The 16,494-nt window shown below is 68.9% G+C and carries 19 protein-coding genes; 9 read left to right on the forward strand and 10 right to left on the reverse strand.

Features of this window, described 5'->3' with window-relative positions; all coding sequences use genetic code 11:
• The first annotated feature begins 169 nt into the window (after window positions 1–169).
• Window positions 170–1,039, forward strand: coding sequence for an alpha/beta hydrolase (locus O4N75_RS18610; RefSeq protein WP_269626934.1), 870 nt, complete (start codon window positions 170–172; stop codon window positions 1,037–1,039).
• A gap of 92 nt (window positions 1,040–1,131) precedes the next feature.
• On the forward strand, window positions 1,132–1,884 hold the full coding sequence (locus O4N75_RS18615) for a glycosyltransferase family A protein (protein ID WP_269626935.1): 753 nt from the start codon (window positions 1,132–1,134) through the stop codon (window positions 1,882–1,884).
• 4 nt (window positions 1,885–1,888) lie between these two features.
• Here the strand turns inward: O4N75_RS18615 and O4N75_RS18620 are convergent, their stop codons facing one another.
• The 3 genes from O4N75_RS18620 to O4N75_RS18630 form a co-directional block, all read right to left on the reverse strand.
• Window positions 1,889–2,731, reverse strand: a complete 843-nt coding sequence (locus O4N75_RS18620; RefSeq protein ID WP_269626936.1) for a hypothetical protein — start codon at window positions 2,729–2,731, stop codon at window positions 1,889–1,891.
• Window positions 2,732–2,835: 104 nt separating this feature from the next.
• The gene (locus O4N75_RS18625) at window positions 2,836–3,498 is read right to left on the reverse strand and encodes a lysoplasmalogenase family protein (RefSeq protein WP_269626937.1); all 663 of its coding nucleotides are present in this window, start codon (window positions 3,496–3,498) and stop codon (window positions 2,836–2,838) included.
• A 52-nt stretch (window positions 3,499–3,550) separates the two neighbouring features.
• Window positions 3,551–4,216 carry a Type 1 glutamine amidotransferase-like domain-containing protein gene (locus tag O4N75_RS18630; protein WP_269626938.1) on the reverse strand — a complete coding sequence of 222 codons (666 nt, stop codon included), beginning with the start codon at window positions 4,214–4,216 and terminating at the stop codon, window positions 3,551–3,553.
• 119 nt (window positions 4,217–4,335) lie between these two features.
• Here O4N75_RS18630 and O4N75_RS18635 point away from each other — a divergent pair, with 119 nt between their 5' ends.
• From O4N75_RS18635 to O4N75_RS18645, 3 genes are all read left to right on the forward strand, one after another.
• A complete protein-coding gene (locus O4N75_RS18635; protein WP_269626939.1) occupies window positions 4,336–5,289 on the forward strand; it encodes an amidohydrolase family protein in 954 nt (317 codons plus the stop codon).
• A gap of 101 nt (window positions 5,290–5,390) precedes the next feature.
• Window positions 5,391–5,843 (forward strand): DUF4440 domain-containing protein, encoded by a 453-nt coding sequence (locus O4N75_RS18640; protein ID WP_269626940.1) that lies wholly within the window; start codon window positions 5,391–5,393, stop codon window positions 5,841–5,843.
• A gap of 63 nt (window positions 5,844–5,906) precedes the next feature.
• A complete protein-coding gene (locus O4N75_RS18645; RefSeq protein WP_269626941.1) occupies window positions 5,907–6,572 on the forward strand; it encodes a hypothetical protein in 666 nt (221 codons plus the stop codon).
• Here O4N75_RS18645 and O4N75_RS18650 read toward each other — a convergent pair.
• Both O4N75_RS18650 and O4N75_RS18655 read right to left on the reverse strand, forming a co-directional pair.
• A complete protein-coding gene (locus O4N75_RS18650) occupies window positions 6,520–7,410 on the reverse strand; it encodes a hypothetical protein (protein ID WP_269626942.1) in 891 nt (296 codons plus the stop codon). The two genes, O4N75_RS18645 and O4N75_RS18650, sit on opposite strands and share 53 nt — an antisense overlap.
• 135 nt (window positions 7,411–7,545) lie before the next feature.
• A complete protein-coding gene (locus O4N75_RS18655) occupies window positions 7,546–9,048 on the reverse strand; it encodes an NAD(P)/FAD-dependent oxidoreductase (RefSeq protein ID WP_269626943.1) in 1,503 nt (500 codons plus the stop codon).
• Between the two features lie 208 nt (window positions 9,049–9,256).
• Between O4N75_RS18655 and O4N75_RS18660 the strand changes: the two genes are divergently transcribed.
• Entirely contained in the window at window positions 9,257–10,051 is a 795-nt protein-coding gene (locus O4N75_RS18660; protein WP_269626944.1) for an SDR family oxidoreductase, read from the forward strand.
• A 5-nt stretch (window positions 10,052–10,056) separates the two neighbouring features.
• On the opposite strand, the gene O4N75_RS18665 is transcribed toward O4N75_RS18660, so the two are convergent.
• Window positions 10,057–10,443 carry a group III truncated hemoglobin gene (locus O4N75_RS18665; RefSeq protein ID WP_269626945.1) on the reverse strand — a complete coding sequence of 129 codons (387 nt, stop codon included), beginning with the start codon at window positions 10,441–10,443 and terminating at the stop codon, window positions 10,057–10,059.
• Window positions 10,444–10,839: 396 nt separating this feature from the next.
• On the opposite strand from O4N75_RS18665, the gene O4N75_RS18670 reads away from it, so the two are divergent.
• On the forward strand, window positions 10,840–11,637 hold the full coding sequence (locus tag O4N75_RS18670) for an outer membrane beta-barrel protein (protein ID WP_269626946.1): 798 nt from the start codon (window positions 10,840–10,842) through the stop codon (window positions 11,635–11,637).
• A gap of 58 nt (window positions 11,638–11,695) precedes the next feature.
• On the opposite strand, the gene O4N75_RS18675 is transcribed toward O4N75_RS18670, so the two are convergent.
• From O4N75_RS18675 to O4N75_RS18685, 3 genes are all read right to left on the reverse strand, one after another.
• Window positions 11,696–12,820, reverse strand: a complete 1,125-nt coding sequence (locus O4N75_RS18675) for a hypothetical protein (protein WP_269626947.1) — start codon at window positions 12,818–12,820, stop codon at window positions 11,696–11,698.
• A gap of 105 nt (window positions 12,821–12,925) precedes the next feature.
• A complete protein-coding gene (locus O4N75_RS18680; RefSeq protein ID WP_267234189.1) occupies window positions 12,926–13,114 on the reverse strand; it encodes a hypothetical protein in 189 nt (62 codons plus the stop codon).
• Window positions 13,115–13,331: 217 nt separating this feature from the next.
• Window positions 13,332–14,096, reverse strand: coding sequence for a hypothetical protein (locus tag O4N75_RS18685; protein WP_269626948.1), 765 nt, complete (start codon window positions 14,094–14,096; stop codon window positions 13,332–13,334).
• 187 nt (window positions 14,097–14,283) lie between these two features.
• Here O4N75_RS18685 and O4N75_RS18690 point away from each other — a divergent pair, with 187 nt between their 5' ends.
• Complete coding sequence (locus tag O4N75_RS18690) at window positions 14,284–14,775, forward strand: pyridoxamine 5'-phosphate oxidase family protein (protein WP_269626949.1); 492 nt, start codon at window positions 14,284–14,286, stop codon at window positions 14,773–14,775.
• A gap of 230 nt (window positions 14,776–15,005) precedes the next feature.
• Window positions 15,006–15,719 (forward strand): Crp/Fnr family transcriptional regulator, encoded by a 714-nt coding sequence (locus O4N75_RS18695; protein WP_269626950.1) that lies wholly within the window; start codon window positions 15,006–15,008, stop codon window positions 15,717–15,719.
• Here the strand turns inward: O4N75_RS18695 and O4N75_RS18700 are convergent.
• Window positions 15,716–16,315 carry a sensor histidine kinase gene (locus O4N75_RS18700; RefSeq protein WP_269626951.1) on the reverse strand — a complete coding sequence of 200 codons (600 nt, stop codon included), beginning with the start codon at window positions 16,313–16,315 and terminating at the stop codon, window positions 15,716–15,718. The genes O4N75_RS18695 and O4N75_RS18700 overlap by 4 nt on opposite strands.
• Window positions 16,316–16,494: the final 179 nt, after the last annotated feature.

Here is a 16,494-nt window from a genome sequence, read left to right on the forward strand (position 1 = left end):
TTGCGCCGCCGGGGCATGCCTCGTCCAATTAAGCTGCGGTAAGGATTGGCGTTTTCGGCCGATTTCGTCGTACGGGCGGCGGGCTTGGTCGATCAGCCGCCGCGCGCGGCGGTGGAGCGGCCGGCGCCGGGGATGCTAAGGGCCTTGCTTCCGACCACGGAGAGTTCGCATGCACGGGCCGACGTCGCACTTCTACTTCTCGCAGCGCCTGCGCCTGCACTATGTCGATTGGGGCAACGAGGGGGCCCCGCCGCTCTTGCTGGTGCACGGCGGGCGCGACCATTGCCGCAACTGGGACTGGGTCGCCGAGCGGCTGCGCGAGCGCTACCACGTCATCGCCCCGGACCTGCGCGGGCACGGCGACAGCGCCTGGGCGATCGGCGGCGGCTACGACATGAGCGCCTATCTCTACGACATCGCCCAGCTGGTGCATCAGAAGGCGATGGCGCCGGTGACGATCATCTCGCACTCGATGGGGGCCGGGATCTGCCTGAACTACTGCGGGGCGTTCCCCGACCAGGTGAAGAAGATCGTCGCCATCGAGGGGCTGGGCCCCTCGCCGAAGGTGATGGCCGAGCAGTCCAAGAAGGGCGTCGATGCGCGCCTGCGCGACTGGATCGCCGACCGCCGCGAGAACTCGGGCCGCGCGCCGCGCCGCTACGCCAGCCTGGACGAGGCGACGGCGCGGATGGCCGAGGAGAACCCGCACCTGTCGGCCGAGCAGGCCCGCCACCTGACCGTCTATGGCGCGCACCAGAACGAGGACGGCACCTTCTCGTGGAAGTTCGACAACCACGCCCGCTGGGGCGGGGTCGGCGGGCTGTCGCACGCCGACCAGCACCAGCTGTGGCGCAACATCACCTGCCCGGTGCTGCTGATGCGCGGCATGGAGTCGTGGGCCTCGGACCCGGTCGAGGACGGGCGGATCGAGAACTTCGCCAACGCCCGGCTGGTCAATTTCGAGGGCGCCGGCCACTGGGTGCACCACGACAAGCTGGACGAGTTCATGCGCGAGACCGAAGCTTTCCTCGCCGAGTGAGGATGCAGCCGATGCGCAGGTGACCACCCTGCCGGGTTTGCTGTAAGGGCTGCGCACCGCTGCGTGTGTCCGGCGGGCGTTCGGGGCGTAGCATGCAGTCGGTGTCTCTGGGGAGTTGGTTCGGAGGCGACGGCGATCCGCAGGCGCCCTGCGACGCGGCCGTGGTGATCCCGACGGTGCTGCGGCCGGCGCTGCTGGCCAGCCTGGAGTCGGTGTTCCGCCAGGACCTGGACGGCCGTATCCAGGTGCTGATCGGGGTCGATGCGCCGCGGCCAACGCCGCCGGCGCTGCTGGGGCTGATCGCCCGGCGGCCGGCGAACGTCTCGGTGCTGCTGCTGACCCTGCCCTACTCGACCTCGGTCCGGCACGGCGGCGTCCATCGGGCGACCGACGGCGGGTCGCTGCGCTCGATCCTGACCTTCATGGCCGCCAGCCGGCATGTCGCCTATCTCGACGACGACAACGCCTGGGAGCGCGACCACCTGTCGAGCCTGCGCGCGGCGATCGCCGGCAAGGCCTGGGCCTACTCCCTGCGGATGCTGGTCGACGAGGCCAGCGGCGAGGAGCTGGGGATCGACCGCTGGGATTCGGTCGGACCGGACCGCGGCCGCTTCGCCGCGCGCGGCGGCTTCGTCGACCCCAACTGCCTCATGATCGACAAGCTGCTTGCCCTGCCCACCCTGGGCCGGTGGTCGCAGGGGCCGGGCATGCAGTCGGACCGCGCCTTCTTCGACGCGATCCGGCGGGCCGCGCACGGCCACGTGCCGCGACCGACGACCCGCTACTCGGTGCGGCCGGACAACGACGTGTTCCGCGGCTTCATAGCCGAGGGCGTGGAGTTCTAGTTCACTAGCGCCGCAGCGTCTTGCCGTGGGTGACCGCCGAGCGGGCGTGGATCAGGTCGCTCCAGGTCCAGTTGCTGTCGCCGAGCGCGATATGGGCGCCGCCCGCCCCGTCGCGCAGCGAGATCAGCACCAGGCCGCGGACCCGCTCGGCGCGGCAGGCCTCGGGCGCATAGGCGATCTCCCAGGTCATGATTTCGCGCACGGCGGCCAGGCCGCCGCCCTCCTGGCCCGGATGCACCACCCAGTCGCCGTTCCAGACCATGACCGGCCGCCCGCGATGGGCCCCGGCCATCGCCGCCTGCACCCGTCGGTCGCTGCGCAGCTTGGCCTGCAGCCATCGCAGCATGTCGCACTCGCCGCCGCCGGCGCCGTCGCCCGACCCGGAACCGGACCCGGCGCGCGCCGCGCCGGCGATCTGGGCGTCGGTCAGCTCGACGCCGGAGCCGACGCTGGTCGTCTCCACCCGGCTGGCGGGGACGGTGATCACCTCGGGCGGCGGCGGGCGCGGCGTCGGGCGGCGCTTGGGCGGCGGCTTGGCGGGGGTCGGCTTGGGGGTCTCGACCGGCGCGGCGGCGGGGGCCGGCGAGGGTTCAGGATCGGGCGCGGGCGGCGAGAGCACCGGGATCGGCTTGGGGATCTCGACCAGTTGCACGACCATCGGCGGCGGCTCAGGCTCGATCGGCTCGGAGGGCGCCAGGATCATCGGCAGCACGATCAGCACGTGCGCCAGCGTGCTGAGCACGACGACCAGCGGGCGGCGATGACGCGAGGCCCAGGCGCGCAGGCGCAGCTCCGCGCCGGCCCAGGACGGCAGGTCGTCGGTGATCCTCGCGCCGTCCCCCGCCAAACGTGCCTCCACACCGCGTCAACAACTCGACACAACCTGCATTGACGCCGAAAGGGGCGGATTGTGGGCGGGGCGGAAACGTCGCACCCCGCCCTCTGGTTGCACTAGAGCCGTCGTCCGCGGGTGGCGCCGCCGACCACCCCGACGCAGATCAGGAACTGGCCGAAATAATAGAGGCCCCAGATCGCCAGCCCGACCCAGGCCGCCCCGGCCAGCGGCCCGGCCCGGCCGAAGATCAGCAGGTCGGAGACCACGAACATCAGCGCGCCGAGGCCGACCAGGATCCGCGGAAAGCGGCTGGCCCAGGCGCAGGCGGCCATGATCGCCAGGCCGAGCGAATAGAGCGCCGCCCCGCCCCCGAGCGCCCGGTCGGCCGGCAGCAGGTAGGCGGCGATCGCCGTTCCCGGCACCAGCACCGCGATCAGCAGCTTGTCGGCGAGCGTCAGCCCGCGGCGGCGATTGCGCAGATAGAGGACGATGGCGACGATGTGCCCGACGAGGAAGGCGACCGCCCCGACATTGAGGCCATGGGTCTCGAGCAGCACGTCGCCGAGCGCGCCGAACGCCATCACCGCGCAGATCAGCCAGCCGTCGAGGCTACGCGCGCGCAGGCCGGCATAGACCGCCAGCAGCGCGACGCCCGCGCCCTTCCAGGCCGTGGAGCCCCATTCGGGAAAGCCGGCCAGGTTCCAGGAGGCGACATAGCTGACCCCCGCGATCACCGACGCGGCCAGCACCAGCCAGGCCAGCGGATTGTTCCGCTCCATTCGTCCCTCTCCCGTCGTTTTGCGACAGTCTAGCTTTGGGACAGGGGGCTCGTCACCACCGGGACTGGCGCCCCACGACCTCCATCGCCTCCCCCACGCGCACGATCGCCTCGCCGTCGCGCAGGGTGCGGTGGGGGATGTCCCGTTCCGCCAGCCAGGCGGCGGCGACCGTCGCTGCGTCGGCCTCGGGGTGATCTGATGCGAAGTGAGGGACGATGACAAAGTCCACGAGGGCGAGGCCATCATAGATCGGGGCGGGATCGTAGCCCGCGGCGACCTCGTCCGGCGCGTCCATCAGGTCGATCCCGCACAGGGCTGAGCCGGCGACGCAGGCCCCGGCGCTCCAGCCGCCATAGGCGATGCTGTCGTCGGCCAGGCGACGGTGGAGGACGGCGTCGAGGCCGCTCTGGGCCATGGCCCGGCGCAGCAGGAAGGTGTTGCCGCCAACGGCCCAGACCATCTGCACGTCGGCCAGTTCCCGCTCCAGCCCGGCCGCATCGCCGAACCAGCGCCGCAGGTCGAGGTCGAACGGCGAGAGGCCCATCTCCGCCAGATCGGCCAGCGGATCGTGGACGTTGCGCGCATAGGACCTGCGCGACTCGTCCGGGATCAGGTCCAGCGCATTGGAAACCACCGCCACCCGCGCCCCAGCCGGGACCAGGGCGGCCAGTCGGTCGACCGCCGATCCGAAGCGATAGGACGAGAGGTAGAGGCGCATGGCCCCAGGATGAGCCGGGGGCGCCCGTAACACCACCCCTTCCCCACCGCCGCTGACCGGCTAGGGTGCCCCGCATAAGAGCCCCAAGGCTCACCGATTCATTAGGACCGAAACACCCCATGATGATCATCGATTTCGAGTGCGACACCCCGACCAAGGAAGCGGTCGAGGACACGGTGCGGCTGATCAAGTCCGGCCGCGGCTTCGACAAGGAAGGCTACGCCCAGCACATGGCCCCCGGCTGGGCGGCCCAGATCGGCATGAGCGTCGACGAGTTCAACGCCGCCAAGGAGCGCGACGGGCTGACCAGCCTGGCCCTGAAGCTGTGCGAGGTCGACATGACCCGGGCGATGAGCCACGAGCAGGTCATCGGCATGCTGGACGTGGCCCAAGTCCGCTACGCCTGCATCGGCAACGCCGGCCGCCGCGCCAGCAACGAGGACGTGGCCAAGTTCGCGGCCGAATATCCCGACCGGCTGATCCCCTGGTTCCGCATCTGGGGCGACGAGGGCGAGGACGGTGTCGCGGCGCTGGAGCGCGGCGTGCGCGAGTGGGGCTGCAGGGGCTTCGAAATCTCATCCTATCGCGAAGGGCGCTACATCAACGATCCGGCCTACTGGCCCTTCCTGGCCAAGTGCGTCGAACTGGACATCCCGGTGCGGATCACGGTCGGCCTGCACCTGCTGTCGGACCGCCCCTACGACTACGCGCACCCGAAGTACCTGGACGAGGTCGCAGTGCGCTTCCCGGAGCTGAAGATCGTCGCCGGCCTCACCGGTTGGCCGTGGGTGGACGAGGCCTGCGCCATCGCCTCGCGCCACAAGAACATCTACATCGACTTCGCCTGCAAGCGCGTGAAGCACCTGCTGGCGCCCGGCGCAGGCTATGAGGCGCTGATCTACTACGGAGCGCGCAACCTGCAGGACAAGATCATCTTCGCCACCGGTTGGGGCACCCAGATGGTCCCGCTGCACCAGCTGGTCGCCGAGACCGACGAGCTGCCGCTGAAGCAGTCGGTGCGCGAGAAGTGGATGGGCGGCAACGCGGCCCGCGTGCTGGGGCTAGACCACTGACGCTTTTCTCCCGCTCGTCCCGGCGAGGTCCCAAGCGGCCCCTCCGCCGCCACGGCCGCACGTCGGCTTGGGCCGTGGCTTTCGCCGGGACGAGCGGGGTTTTGGCCATCACCCTGGCGTCGCCCGCCCTCACTGCGCCGAGACTGACCGAGGCGCAGGCGCGGGCGTTCGCCCAACGCCAGGAGGCGGCCTGGAACGCACGCGACCTGGACGGCTACTTCGCCCTCTTCACCAAGGACGCGGTGTTCATCGACCAAACCCGCGACATCAAGCACGGCGGCATGATCCCCTATGGGACCAGCACCCTGCCCCAGGCGCGCGCCCAGGCGACCAAGTTCCTGGCCGGCGCGACCTCGACCGAGCGCGGGAGGATCGACAAGGTCGAGATCGCGCGCGACGGGACCAGTGCGCGGCTGGTCGGCCGCGAGGTGACCACCATCCAGAGCAAGGGCCGCACCCGCAAGGCCTGCGCCGACACCGAGCAGACCCTGGTGCTGGTCGGCGGCCAGATCCGTTCGAAAGGCCAGACCGACACCATCACCCGCTGCCGCTAGGAGCGCTGGCGAAGCGGTCGCCGGCAAGGCTAAGCTTGGCCTTAAACCGAGGGGCGGGACCAAGTGCAGAAGATCAGTCTGGGGCTCAGCCTGGCGTTCGCGTTGGTGACGTCGGCCGGCGCCGAACCGTCAACGGCCGAGCAGTTCAGGCCCTACTACCCGCCTGAGGCCCTGGCCGCCGGCCTGAACGGCGAGGCCACGCTTCGCTGCAACATGTCGCCTGCGCTTGTGCTCGAGAAGTGCCGCCTCGTGTCCGAGACGCCGGCCAAAGCCGGATTTGGCGCCGCCGCATTGCGGTTGGCCGCTCTATCGCAGCCCAACCCGCACGCGGCCTTCCCGCCGGAGCGCAACCGGATCATGACCTTCCGGTTCACGGCGAGCCCGCTCGGCATCACGCCCGACACGCTGAAGCCGTTAGTGGTCGTGAAGAATCCCGACTGGGTGCGCCTGCCGACCCCCGAAGAGTCCAGCCGAGTGTTCCCCAGCACGGCGACCGCCGATCAGGGCCGGGCGGTCGTCCAGTGCCATGTGGCCGTCGACCAGACCATGGCCGACTGTCGGGTGGTGGCGGAGACGCCGGAGGGACAGGGCTTCGGGCCGGCGGCGCTTGAGCTGACGAAGGTTTTCCGGATGACGCCGAAGACCTATGACGACGTACCGGTGGCCGGCCACCCTGTCATCGTGCCGATCGTGTTCCAGCGGCCGCCGCCGGCGAAGTCCCGGGACTAGCCGCCGAAGCCGATTCCGGCGGCAGCCAGCGGTCGTAGGTGGCCGGCGGGGTGGTCTTGAGGGTCTGCAGCGTCCACTGCATGGGCAGCTGGCTCTCGCGGATGCCGCCGCGGGTCGGGCGGTCGATATCGACGATCAGCAGCATCGACATCCAGAGCAGCCCCAGCATGAACACCGCCGCGGCCCGGCCGCGCGGGCCGGAGAATACATAGCCGAGCACCCCGGAGGTGACGGTCAGATAGACCACCAGGACGATGAACACCTCGGTCGGGACCCGCACCGTCCGCGCCGCCTTGCGCGAGGTGTCGAGGTCGATGAGCGTGTTCATGCTGTCGATGTAGGCGCTGGAGAAGTCGAGCCCCTTGACCGACTGGAAGCCGGCGGCAGTCGCGGCCCAGAGGTCGGTGACGATCCGGTTGTTCGTGGCCAGCATCTGCGGTTGCTCAGCGGCCGAGCTTTCGCCGAGCGCAACGCGGTTCGCAGTGTAGTCGATCAACAGGGCGCTGATTCGCTCGCGGTGCGGCTGGGGCAGCAGCTGGGTGCGCAGATAGGCCGTGCCGATCGCGTTGGCTTCTTGCAGCACCAGGGCGCGGCGCGTCTCGAAACGATCGACGGCCAGGGCGAAGGTAAAGCCGAGCAGCAGGGCCAGCAGGCCCAGGACCGCCGAGACGACGTAGCCTTCCTGGCCGTCGTCGTCCCGCGGGGCGCGGCGATCGTCACTGTCGTGGCGACGGCGGACCCAGATCCCGACCGCCAGGCCCGCGACCAGCAACAACAGGACGACGACACCCAGCACCAGCAGCGGCGCGCCGTCCACCCAGCCCTTGAGAACGTCCATGCGCGCCTCCTGAAGCGGGAGGCAGGATCATGCGGTCAAGCCTGAAGGCCTATCGGGCGAAACCCGGAGAAGGCGGCTCAGCCGACCGGGCCCGCATGAAAAGCGGCGCCTCCGGGGGGAGGCGCCGCGGCCGGATCAACCGTAGACGAGGGCTGATTCGTCGAGGTCCACCTTCGGCAGTTCGTCCTTCTCGGACCAGTAGTCCTGGGTGTGGCGCCATTCCGGCTTGTCGATGCTCTTGGGCATCAGGTGCAGGCCGCGCATCAGGTAGCCGGGGTTGAAGTTCTCCGGGTCGATCCAGGTCGTCAGTTCGTCGGCCTTGTCCTCGGGGCGCAGCGCCGGGACGACGGTTTTGTAGCCCTTGTCCTGCATGTGGGCGAGCAGGCGGGCGATGAAGTCGCCCATCAGGTCGGCGCGGAGCGTCCAGGAGGCGCGGAAGTAGCCGAACACCCAGGCCAGGTTCGGCACGCCGGTGAACATCATGCCGCGATAGGTGACCGTGTCGGACCAGTCGACCGGCTTGCCGTTCACCTGGAACGGGATGTCGCCCATGACGGAAAGGTCGAAGCCGGTGGCGCTGATGACGATGTCGGCCTTCAGCTCCTCGCCGGACTTCAGCAGGATGCCGTTCTCGGTGAAACGCTCGATCTCGTCGGTGACCACCGAGGCCTTGCCCGAGGCGATGCCGCGGAACAGGTCGCCGTCCGGAATGAAGGCGATGCGCTGGCGCCAGGGGCGGTAGCGGGGGGTGAAGTGCTTGTCGACGTCGAACTGGTCGCCCAGGAACATGCGCACGCCGGCCAGCAGCTCGGCCTTGACCGCCTCGGACTCCTCGACCGCGCGCTTGGTGAAGGCCGCGCCGTCGAACAGGCGCTTGCGGCGGACGATCTCGTGGACCCAGGTCTCGTCGATCTCGAGCTGGCGCAGGGTGTCGGCCAGTTCGTCGACGTTGCGGCCCGGCACGAAGTAGGTCGGCGAGCGCTGCAGCAGGGTCACGTGAGCGGTCTGGTCGGCGATGTTCGGCACCAGGGTCGCGGCGGTGGCGCCCGAGCCGATGACGATGACGTTCTTGCCCTTCAGGTCGATATCGTCAGGCCAGGTCTGCGGGTGGACGATGCGGCCCTTGAAGTCGGCCATGCCCGGCCAGTCGGGCGTGTAGCCCTGGTCGTGCTTGTAGTAGCCCTGGCACATGAAGAGGAAGTTGGTGGTGAACTGGGTCGTGGTCCCGTCGGTGCGGGTGACGTCGACGGTCCAGAGGTTGTCCTCGCCCGACCAGCTGGCGTTGGTGATCTTGTGGCCGTAGCGGATGTGCTGGGCCAAGCCGTTTTCGTCGATGACCTCGTTCATGTAGCTGAGGATCTCGGCGGCGGTGGCGATCGGCGCGCCGGTCCAGGGCTTGAAGCGATAGCCGAAGGTGTAGAGGTCGCTGTCCGAGCGGATGCCCGGGTACTTGTGGGTCACCCAGGTGCCGCCGAAGGTGTCCTTGCTTTCCAGAACCACGAAGCTGGTTCCTGGACGCTGGGTCTGCAGGTGATAGGCCGCGCCGACGCCGGAGATCCCGGCCCCGACGATGAGGACGTCGAAATGCTGGACGGCGGCGGCGGCCGGACGCTCGGCGATCATGTCGGTGGCGGTCATCTGTTTCCTTGCCCTGGGTGAGACCGCTCGTGGCGGCTTCTAACTTATCGATGATAATGAACAAGCCGCGGACTTCGCGTCAAGCGGCTGCGTGACGCAGGACAAACCGATTTTTCGAAATTGAGGCTCCGTGGGGTCAGGCTTTCGCCGTCGCCGCCGGCGGCGCTAAGCTCGTCGCCAACCAAGGGACGGAACAAGGAAGAGCAGCATGACCCAGGAACTGGCGGGCAAGACGGCGTTCGTGGCGGGCGGATCGAGCGGGATCAACCTGGGGATCGCCAAGCGGTTCGCCGCGGCCGGCGCCAAGGTGGCGATCATCAGCCGCAGCCCGGAAAAGATCGAGGCGGCCGCCAAGGAAGTCGCCGCCTTCGGCCCCTGCATCGGCATGGCCGCCGACGTGCGCGACTATGCGGCGGTCGAGGCGGCCCTGAAACGCACCCACGACGAGCTGGGACCGATCGACATCGTGCTGTCGGGCGCGGCCGGCAACTTCGTGGCCCCGGCCCTGGGCATGAGCGCCAACGGCTTCAAGACGGTGGTCGACATCGACCTGATCGGCACCTTCAACGTGCTGCGCGCCTCGTTCGAATTCCTGAACCGGCCGGGCGCCTCGCTGATCTCGATCACCGCCGGCCAGGCCGAGCGCGCCTCGATGTTCCAGGCTCACGTCTGCGCGGCGAAGGCCGGGATCAACATGCTGACCAAGTGCCTGGCGCTGGAGTGGGGCCCGGCCGGGGTGCGGGTCAACGCCATCTCCCCCGGGCCGATCGCCGACACCGAGGGCATGGCCCGCCTGGCGCCGACGCCGGAGGCCGAGGCCCGCGTCACCGGCCGCAATCCGATGCGCCGCTACGGCCAGAAGGACGAGATCGCCGACATGGCCATCTTCCTGTCGACGCAGAAGGCCGCCTATGTGAACGGCGCGATCATTCCGGTCGACGGCGGCAGCGGCGTCGGCGACGCCAGCGGCAACGCGCTGGGGAACTACGCGGCGGTCTACTGAGCCGCCTATCGGGCGACCGACGTCCGATCCTCGGCCGGCCGATAGAACATGCCGAGCTTGAAGCTCTCGGCGATGCGGCCGGCTCTGGCCTGCAGCGCCTGGGCGATCGGCGGGGCATAGGTCTCGTCGGTCGCCTCCTTCCACAGCGCCAGCCAGCGGTCGAACATCGGCGGGGTGATCGGCTGGCGCATGTGCTTGGCCATCGGCCGGCCGGTGAAGCGCCCGACCCCGAGCAGGCCCGCGGCCCAGAACTGGGCGATGTGGTCCAGGTGATGGTCCCAGTCGTCGATGGCGGCGTTGAACACCGGACCGATCAACGCGTCCTCACGCGCCCGGCCGTAGAAGCGGCCGACCAGCTCGCGCAGGTTCTCGGGCGTCACTTGCGTATGCATGATCGCCAGATAGGGCGCGGGGCGCGGCGGCGGTAGTCCGGAATTGTCCTGGGGCGCGGCGGCGGCGAGCGCCCCGCCTCAAGCGTCCCGTCGATTTTCCGCGCTCGTTTAATATCAAACGACCGATCCGTACGGTTTCTCGCAGGCGAGGCCGGCGCGGACTTGCGAGGCGGCCGGCGCGGGCGCGTCGAACCGACGGCTTTCGAGGCCGAAACTTGCCGTTTCGGCGCCGGCCATAGGTCGGCGAAATTGCATTTCAAGGGGCCCGGCGCGGACTGTGACTGACCGGTCACACCACTCGCAGACCGGTGAAATGCAAGGGCTTCAGCCATTGTGACAGGGCGATGACGGGCATAGCTGGGGCTCAGTGTTTCAAGCCCAAAAGGGGACAAGAACGTGAAGACCCAACTGATCGCGACGGCCGCCGCGGCCGCCTTTTTCGCGCTGACCGGCGCCGCCCAAGCCCAGACCGTCGGCCATGTCGGCGCCAACTATAGCCGCGCCGAAATCGACGCCGGCGCGCTCGGCGACACCGACGCCGACGTCTTCCAGGGCGAAGGCGCGGTGGCGTTCGACGTCGGTTCGTCGCTGCGCGGCGCCGTCGATGGTTCGGTGACGAACTTTGACGCCGACGGCGGAGACGCCACCACCTGGGCCGTGACCGGCCACCTGAACAAGACCTTCGAAGGCGGCCTGGCCGGCGGCTTCGTCGGCGTCAACAAGAGCGACGACGTGACCCTGTGGGGCGTCGGCGCCGAGGCCCAGTACAACGTCTCGCCGAAGACCACCCTCTACGGCCAAGTCGGCTACGGCCAGTCGGACGACCTCGACGACGTGGACTTCTGGGCCGGCCGCGCCGAGCTGCGCTACTTCGTGACCGACAACTTCAAGGTCCAAGGCACCGCCGGCTACACCAAGGCCGACGCCAAGGGCGGCGACCTCGACATCTGGAACATCGGCGCCGACGCCGAGTACCAGTTCGCGGGCACCCCGTGGAGCGTGACCGGCGCCTACGAGCACGGCGAAATGGACGACGCGGACCTGAAGGCCGACATCTTCAAGGTCGGCCTGCGCTACACCTTCGGCGGCAGCCTGCGCGACCGCGACCAGGCCGGCGCGTCGCTGGGTTCGACCACGAACCTGTTCGGCGGCACGCTGGGTCAGAGCGTGATCGCCGCCGCCGGCGCGTTCTAAGCCGGACGCTCCAGATCGGACGCAAGGGCGCTCCCGGCTTCGGCCGGGGGCGCCTTTTTCATACGTGGTGCAGCGGCTCCAACGCGACCGTGTTCAGACTGGCCTCGAAATCCATGAAGATGTCGATCAGTTCGTCGACGGCGATCCGCGGCAACTGGCCGGCCGGGAAGCGGAACCGCCAGAAGCTGGCGACGTGCTCGATGGCCGACAGCCGCTCGCCCAGGCTGGAGAACATCGCCGGCGCACGCAGCAGGAAATCGCGAAACGCCATCGGTTCGCTGCGCTGGGTCAAGGCCGCATAGGCGGTGTCGTAGGCGGCCAGGGACTCGGTCACCGCCCCGCTCGCCGCGAAGATCCAGCCGCGCAGGTCCTTCTTGATGCGGGTGATGTAGACCCGGTCGTCCGGCTCCATCGCCCCGACCGGACGGATGACTGAGATCTCGTCGACCACCTTGCGGATCCGCGGCAGCAGGTCGCGCAGCTGCCATTTGTAGTACAGGAAGGCCTTCCAGCAGAACACGCCCTCGCGGAACTGCTGGGCGTCCATGTTCATCACCCGACGCAGCGGCTCCAGCTCGGCGCTGCCGGCGTCCGACAGCAGCTTGGAGAGCAGGGTCGCCGACTTGGCCGCAAACGCGTGGCCGTCCCCGAACGACATGCGCACCAGCGGCTCCAGCTCCAGCCGCGCGGAGGAAGACATCCGCTCGACGTCGCCGTCGGAGAGGTTGAAGTAGCAGGCCGCCGGACTGAAGCCGTTGGTCTTCAGGCTCTCGCGCATCAGGAACGGGTCTAGCGAGGGCAGGCTGGAGATGATGTCGAGCACCAGCCGGTCGCGGGAGCCGCGTCGCAGGTCTTCGGCGAAAGAGGCCGCGGCCACGTCCTCGAAGTCGCGTTGGCCGACGAACAGGAAGCGCGCGCCATAGCGCAGTTCGCGCTCAGCGATCGGAAGCAGGATCTTGGTCGCCGTCTGCACCGGATAGTCGAAGAGGTCGGCCTCGCTGCCGCGCACCCGGTGCTTCAGGATCATCGCACGGTTCAGCAGCGTGTTGCGGAAGAAGGGGTTCTCCTGGTGCTCGGGCCTCGCGCCCTCACGCTGGGCGATCTGCCAGAGATTGAGCACGCGGGAGGTCGCGGCGCTTTTCCTCAGATACTCGAGGCTGCGATAGGTACGGTCACGCGACACGGTTAATCCCCCAGACTCCGCGTCGTAGGATCGCCCGCGGTCCTCTTCAAGTCGCAATCAACAATTGCAACGATGCATGCAACCGCTCGCCAGCGGGCGGAGCGGTCAGATGCGAACGTCGAAGGTTCGGCCTTCTTCGCGGCTCTCAAGCGGGCGGCTGGGCACGACCCGGGCCTCGTCGGCGAACCCAAGGTCCTGGAGGGTCTTGGCCAGATGCGTGGCCGCCAACTGGGTCATCGGCGCGGCGCGGGCCCAGAGCCCCTCTCCCAGGAAGTGAAACTCCACCTTGAACATCGGACGACCCTTCTAGTCGTGACGCCGGGGAAGCTTGCGCCCACATGGTTAGCGAGGCGTTAAATATACGGAAGTTCTGCGAACTTTGTTCGCTGAGCGCCGTCAGCGTGGCCGGCGCGACACATATGGAAAGGGGCCCGGCCGCCGGCCAAGCCCCTTGCAGCGCGCCGAATTCACGGCGCGCCGACAGCTGAACATGCTCGACGCGCGCGGCGCCTTAGGCCTGCTGCTTCGCCCCAAGCGGCAGCGGCATCGGGGCGCCAGGCGGGCGGCCGATCCAGATCTGGCCGGAGCGGGCCATGACCTCGCCCGCGCCATCGAACAGCGCGACCCCGGCGAAGTGCTTGCGGCCCTCGACCTCACGAGCCCAGGCGACGACGACATAGGACTCGCCCGCCTTCGGCTTGCGCAGGACTTCGCCGGCCATGGTGCCGAGCAGCCCGACCGGCGAGCCGGACTTGATCCACCAGGCCATCGAGCCCGAGCAGTCGAGCGCGCCCCAGGTCACCTCGTCCGGAATGTTTCCGTGAGCGTCGGCGAAGTTGGCGTGCGGGGTCCAGACCCCGGCGCAGTGGCCGGCCGGGGCGCCGTCGATCTGGCCGACGAACACGCCCAGGCCCTCGCCGGCCTCGCGCTCGACGCAGCATGAGAAGCAGCCGCGGTGCAGCGAGCGGGTCGCGAACGGCGAGGCCGCGCCGAAGGCGCGGGCCTCTTCGAGGGTCGGCGGCGCCGGCGGCGGATTGGGAATCTGGCTGTCGTCGGCCGGTCGGGCCGAGCCGAGGACGGCGCCCTCGTTGTTGACCAGCAGCACGCCTTCACCGTCGCCGGGGGTCAGGCTGACCGCGGTGTCGAGCGGCACGCCCGCGCGCAGCATCGCCACGCCGCGGCCCCCGACCGCGCCGGCGAGCAAGCCGCAGATGTAGCCGCCATTGGCCGTGAAGGGAGGTCCCCGAAATTGGCGGGGAACGACGATCTCGCTCATCGAAATGATCTCAACTTTGAATCGGCAGTCGAAAGAATTCGGACATCATGGCCTAGGCGGCCGCATCCTGGGAAGCATGACGCAAGGGAAAGAAGTCGGAACCGCGGCTGTGATTTCGGGTTCAAGCTAGGGCGCGCCGAGTCCGATCGGACGATCGACGCCCGTTTGAACCGTCGCAGGAGCCGTCATGAGCATCGACATGAACGACCGCGCCGCCGTCGAGCGTAGGCTGTGGGACGACATCGAGCGCCACCAGACCGGGATGTTGGGCTTGGCCGAAGAGACCGCCCTCCAACCAATGACCGCCTTCGTGGAACGCGAAGGAGAACGGCTATGGTTCTTCGCCCGCAGCGACACTGAGCTGGCGCGCCGCATCGGCCAGGGCGGCGAGGGCATGTTCGTGTTCCAGCAACGTGACCTGCAGGCGACGATCACCGGCCAGCTGAGCGTGAAACGCGACGAGGCGCGGATCGCCAAGTACTGGAACGCGGTCGTCGCGGCCTGGCATCCGCAAGGCAAGAGCGACCCGCGCCTGACGCTGATCTGCCTGGACGCGCGCGACGCCCAGGTCTGGTGCTCGCAGGCCGGGCCGGTGACCTTCGCCTGGGAGATCGCCATGGCCAACGCCCGAAAGCACGAGCCGCACCTGGGCGGACGGGCGAACCTGCACTTCCATTGAGGCGCCATGGCCGCCCCGGCTAGGATGATACGGTTATACTTCAGTCCAATCTGAAGTTTCCAAGAACGGCGGTCTATATTCGCCAGTTCTCGACGCCTGTTTTCAGCCGGCCGCCGCACGACCGCAAAGTTGTGTCGAGTTCACGACAGTCATAAAGCAGCGCACGGACTAGGTTAACGACAAGCCGCAAGGCGACGCGTGATTCTCCGCTGCGAAGGTCTCCGAGTTCAGTGCAAAATCGCTTACTCGCCGCACTGCCTCCGGAGGACTACGGCCTCCTCGCGCCGCACCTCACCCACATGGACCTGGAGCGCGCGCGCCTGTTGTACGATCCGGGCGACCGGATCGACGTCGTCTACTTCCCTCACGACGGCGTCGTCTCGATGATGACCTTGATGGAGAACGGCGCGGCGATCGAGAGCGCCACCATCGGCTGGGAAGGCGCGGTCGGGTTGTCGGCGGCGGCGGCCCCGCGTCATTCGCTGTCGCGGGCGATCGTGCAGACGCCCTGCCGCTGTTCGCGCATCGGCTCGAGCCAGCTGCACGAGGCCTGGGCCAAGAGCCCGCGCATCCGCGAGATGGTCGACCGCAACGGCGAGGCGCTGCTGGCGCACACCGCCCAGTCGGCGGCCTGCAATGCGCTGCATTCGGTGGAGGCCCGGTTCTGTCGGTGGCTGCTGACCTGTCATGATCGGATTTCGACCGACACCGTGGCCCTGACCCAGGAATTCCTGGCCGACATGCTGGGGGTGCAGCGCACGACGGTGACCGCCGTCGCCCGCAGCCTGCAGGACAAGGGCTGGATCCGCTATCGCCGGGGCATCGTCGATATCGTCGACCGCGACGGCCTGCAGTCGGCGACCTGCGAGTGCTACGAGGCGGTCCGCCGCCAGTACGAACGGCTGGCGCCGCCCCCGCCGCGGGTCGAGGCGGGCCGCGCCTAGAGGGAAAACAGCAACTGGGCGCAGACCCCGTCGCGAGTGTCCAACTTCAGCTCGCCGCGGACCTGGGCCGCCAGGCTGCGGACGAACCACAGGCCGAACCGCTCGCGCCCGCTCGGCGAGGACGGATCGAAGCCTCTGCCATGATCACGGACCACCAATTGGTAGCGCTCGCCGTCCTCGGCCCTCGACAGGCTGACCTCGACCTGGCCGGGCTCGCCCTCCCGATAGGCGTGGGCCAGGGCGTTGGAGACCAGCTCGTGCACGATCAGCGCCAGGGTGGAGGCGGCCTGGTCGGGGACGATGACCGGCTCCATCGCTACCGCCACCTCGATCGGCGCGGCGGTGTGGCGGCGACGCCAGACGGGAGCCATCTCCAGCAGGTAGGCCTGGAAGTCGACGCCGCCTTCGCGGCGATGGCGCTCCAGCGCGCCTAGGGCGCCGATCGCGTCGGCCATCCAGACCAGCTGGCGGCGGGCCTCGGGTTCGGCCGTGCGCTGGCCACGCATGCGGGCCAGGGCGGAAATGAGCTGGAAGGTGTTGGCGGCGCGGTGGCGCATCTCCGCCGCCCGGACGTCGTCCTGGCCATCGTCCGTCATGGTCTCGCTCGACGCCCCACGTCCTCGCACCCTAAGATGAGTATTGTCGCATCCGAGCCCGCCGTTTCGGCGCCTAGCGACAGTTGTCTCAGGGACTCACACAGCATGAACTACAGTATGCGGCGCCCAGGCGCCGCGAAAGCTGAATAGTTCGCGCTCAGGTGGAGCAATCTGATCGC

Source organism: Phenylobacterium sp. NIBR 498073 (genome assembly GCF_027286305.1).
GTDB lineage: Bacteria > Pseudomonadota > Alphaproteobacteria > Caulobacterales > Caulobacteraceae > Phenylobacterium.

Coding starts and splice junctions, on each gene's coding strand:
- O4N75_RS18610 (WP_269626934.1), top strand. CDS start 170: ATGCACGGGCCGACGTCGCACTTCTACTTCTCGCAGCGCCTGCGCCTG.
- O4N75_RS18615 (WP_269626935.1), top strand. CDS start 1,132: ATGCAGTCGGTGTCTCTGGGGAGTTGGTTCGGAGGCGACGGCGATCCG.
- O4N75_RS18625 (WP_269626937.1), bottom strand. CDS start 3,498: ATGGAGCGGAACAATCCGCTGGCCTGGCTGGTGCTGGCCGCGTCGGTG.
- O4N75_RS18630 (WP_269626938.1), bottom strand. CDS start 4,216: ATGCGCCTCTACCTCTCGTCCTATCGCTTCGGATCGGCGGTCGACCGA.
- O4N75_RS18635 (WP_269626939.1), top strand. CDS start 4,336: ATGATGATCATCGATTTCGAGTGCGACACCCCGACCAAGGAAGCGGTC.
- O4N75_RS18650 (WP_269626942.1), bottom strand. CDS start 7,410: ATGGACGTTCTCAAGGGCTGGGTGGACGGCGCGCCGCTGCTGGTGCTG.
- O4N75_RS18655 (WP_269626943.1), bottom strand. CDS start 9,048: ATGACCGCCACCGACATGATCGCCGAGCGTCCGGCCGCCGCCGCCGTC.
- O4N75_RS18660 (WP_269626944.1), top strand. CDS start 9,257: ATGACCCAGGAACTGGCGGGCAAGACGGCGTTCGTGGCGGGCGGATCG.
- O4N75_RS18665 (WP_269626945.1), bottom strand. CDS start 10,443: ATGCATACGCAAGTGACGCCCGAGAACCTGCGCGAGCTGGTCGGCCGC.
- O4N75_RS18680 (WP_267234189.1), bottom strand. CDS start 13,114: ATGTTCAAGGTGGAGTTTCACTTCCTGGGAGAGGGGCTCTGGGCCCGC.
- O4N75_RS18685 (WP_269626948.1), bottom strand. CDS start 14,096: ATGAGCGAGATCGTCGTTCCCCGCCAATTTCGGGGACCTCCCTTCACG.
- O4N75_RS18690 (WP_269626949.1), top strand. CDS start 14,284: ATGAGCATCGACATGAACGACCGCGCCGCCGTCGAGCGTAGGCTGTGG.
- O4N75_RS18700 (WP_269626951.1), bottom strand. CDS start 16,315: ATGACGGACGATGGCCAGGACGACGTCCGGGCGGCGGAGATGCGCCAC.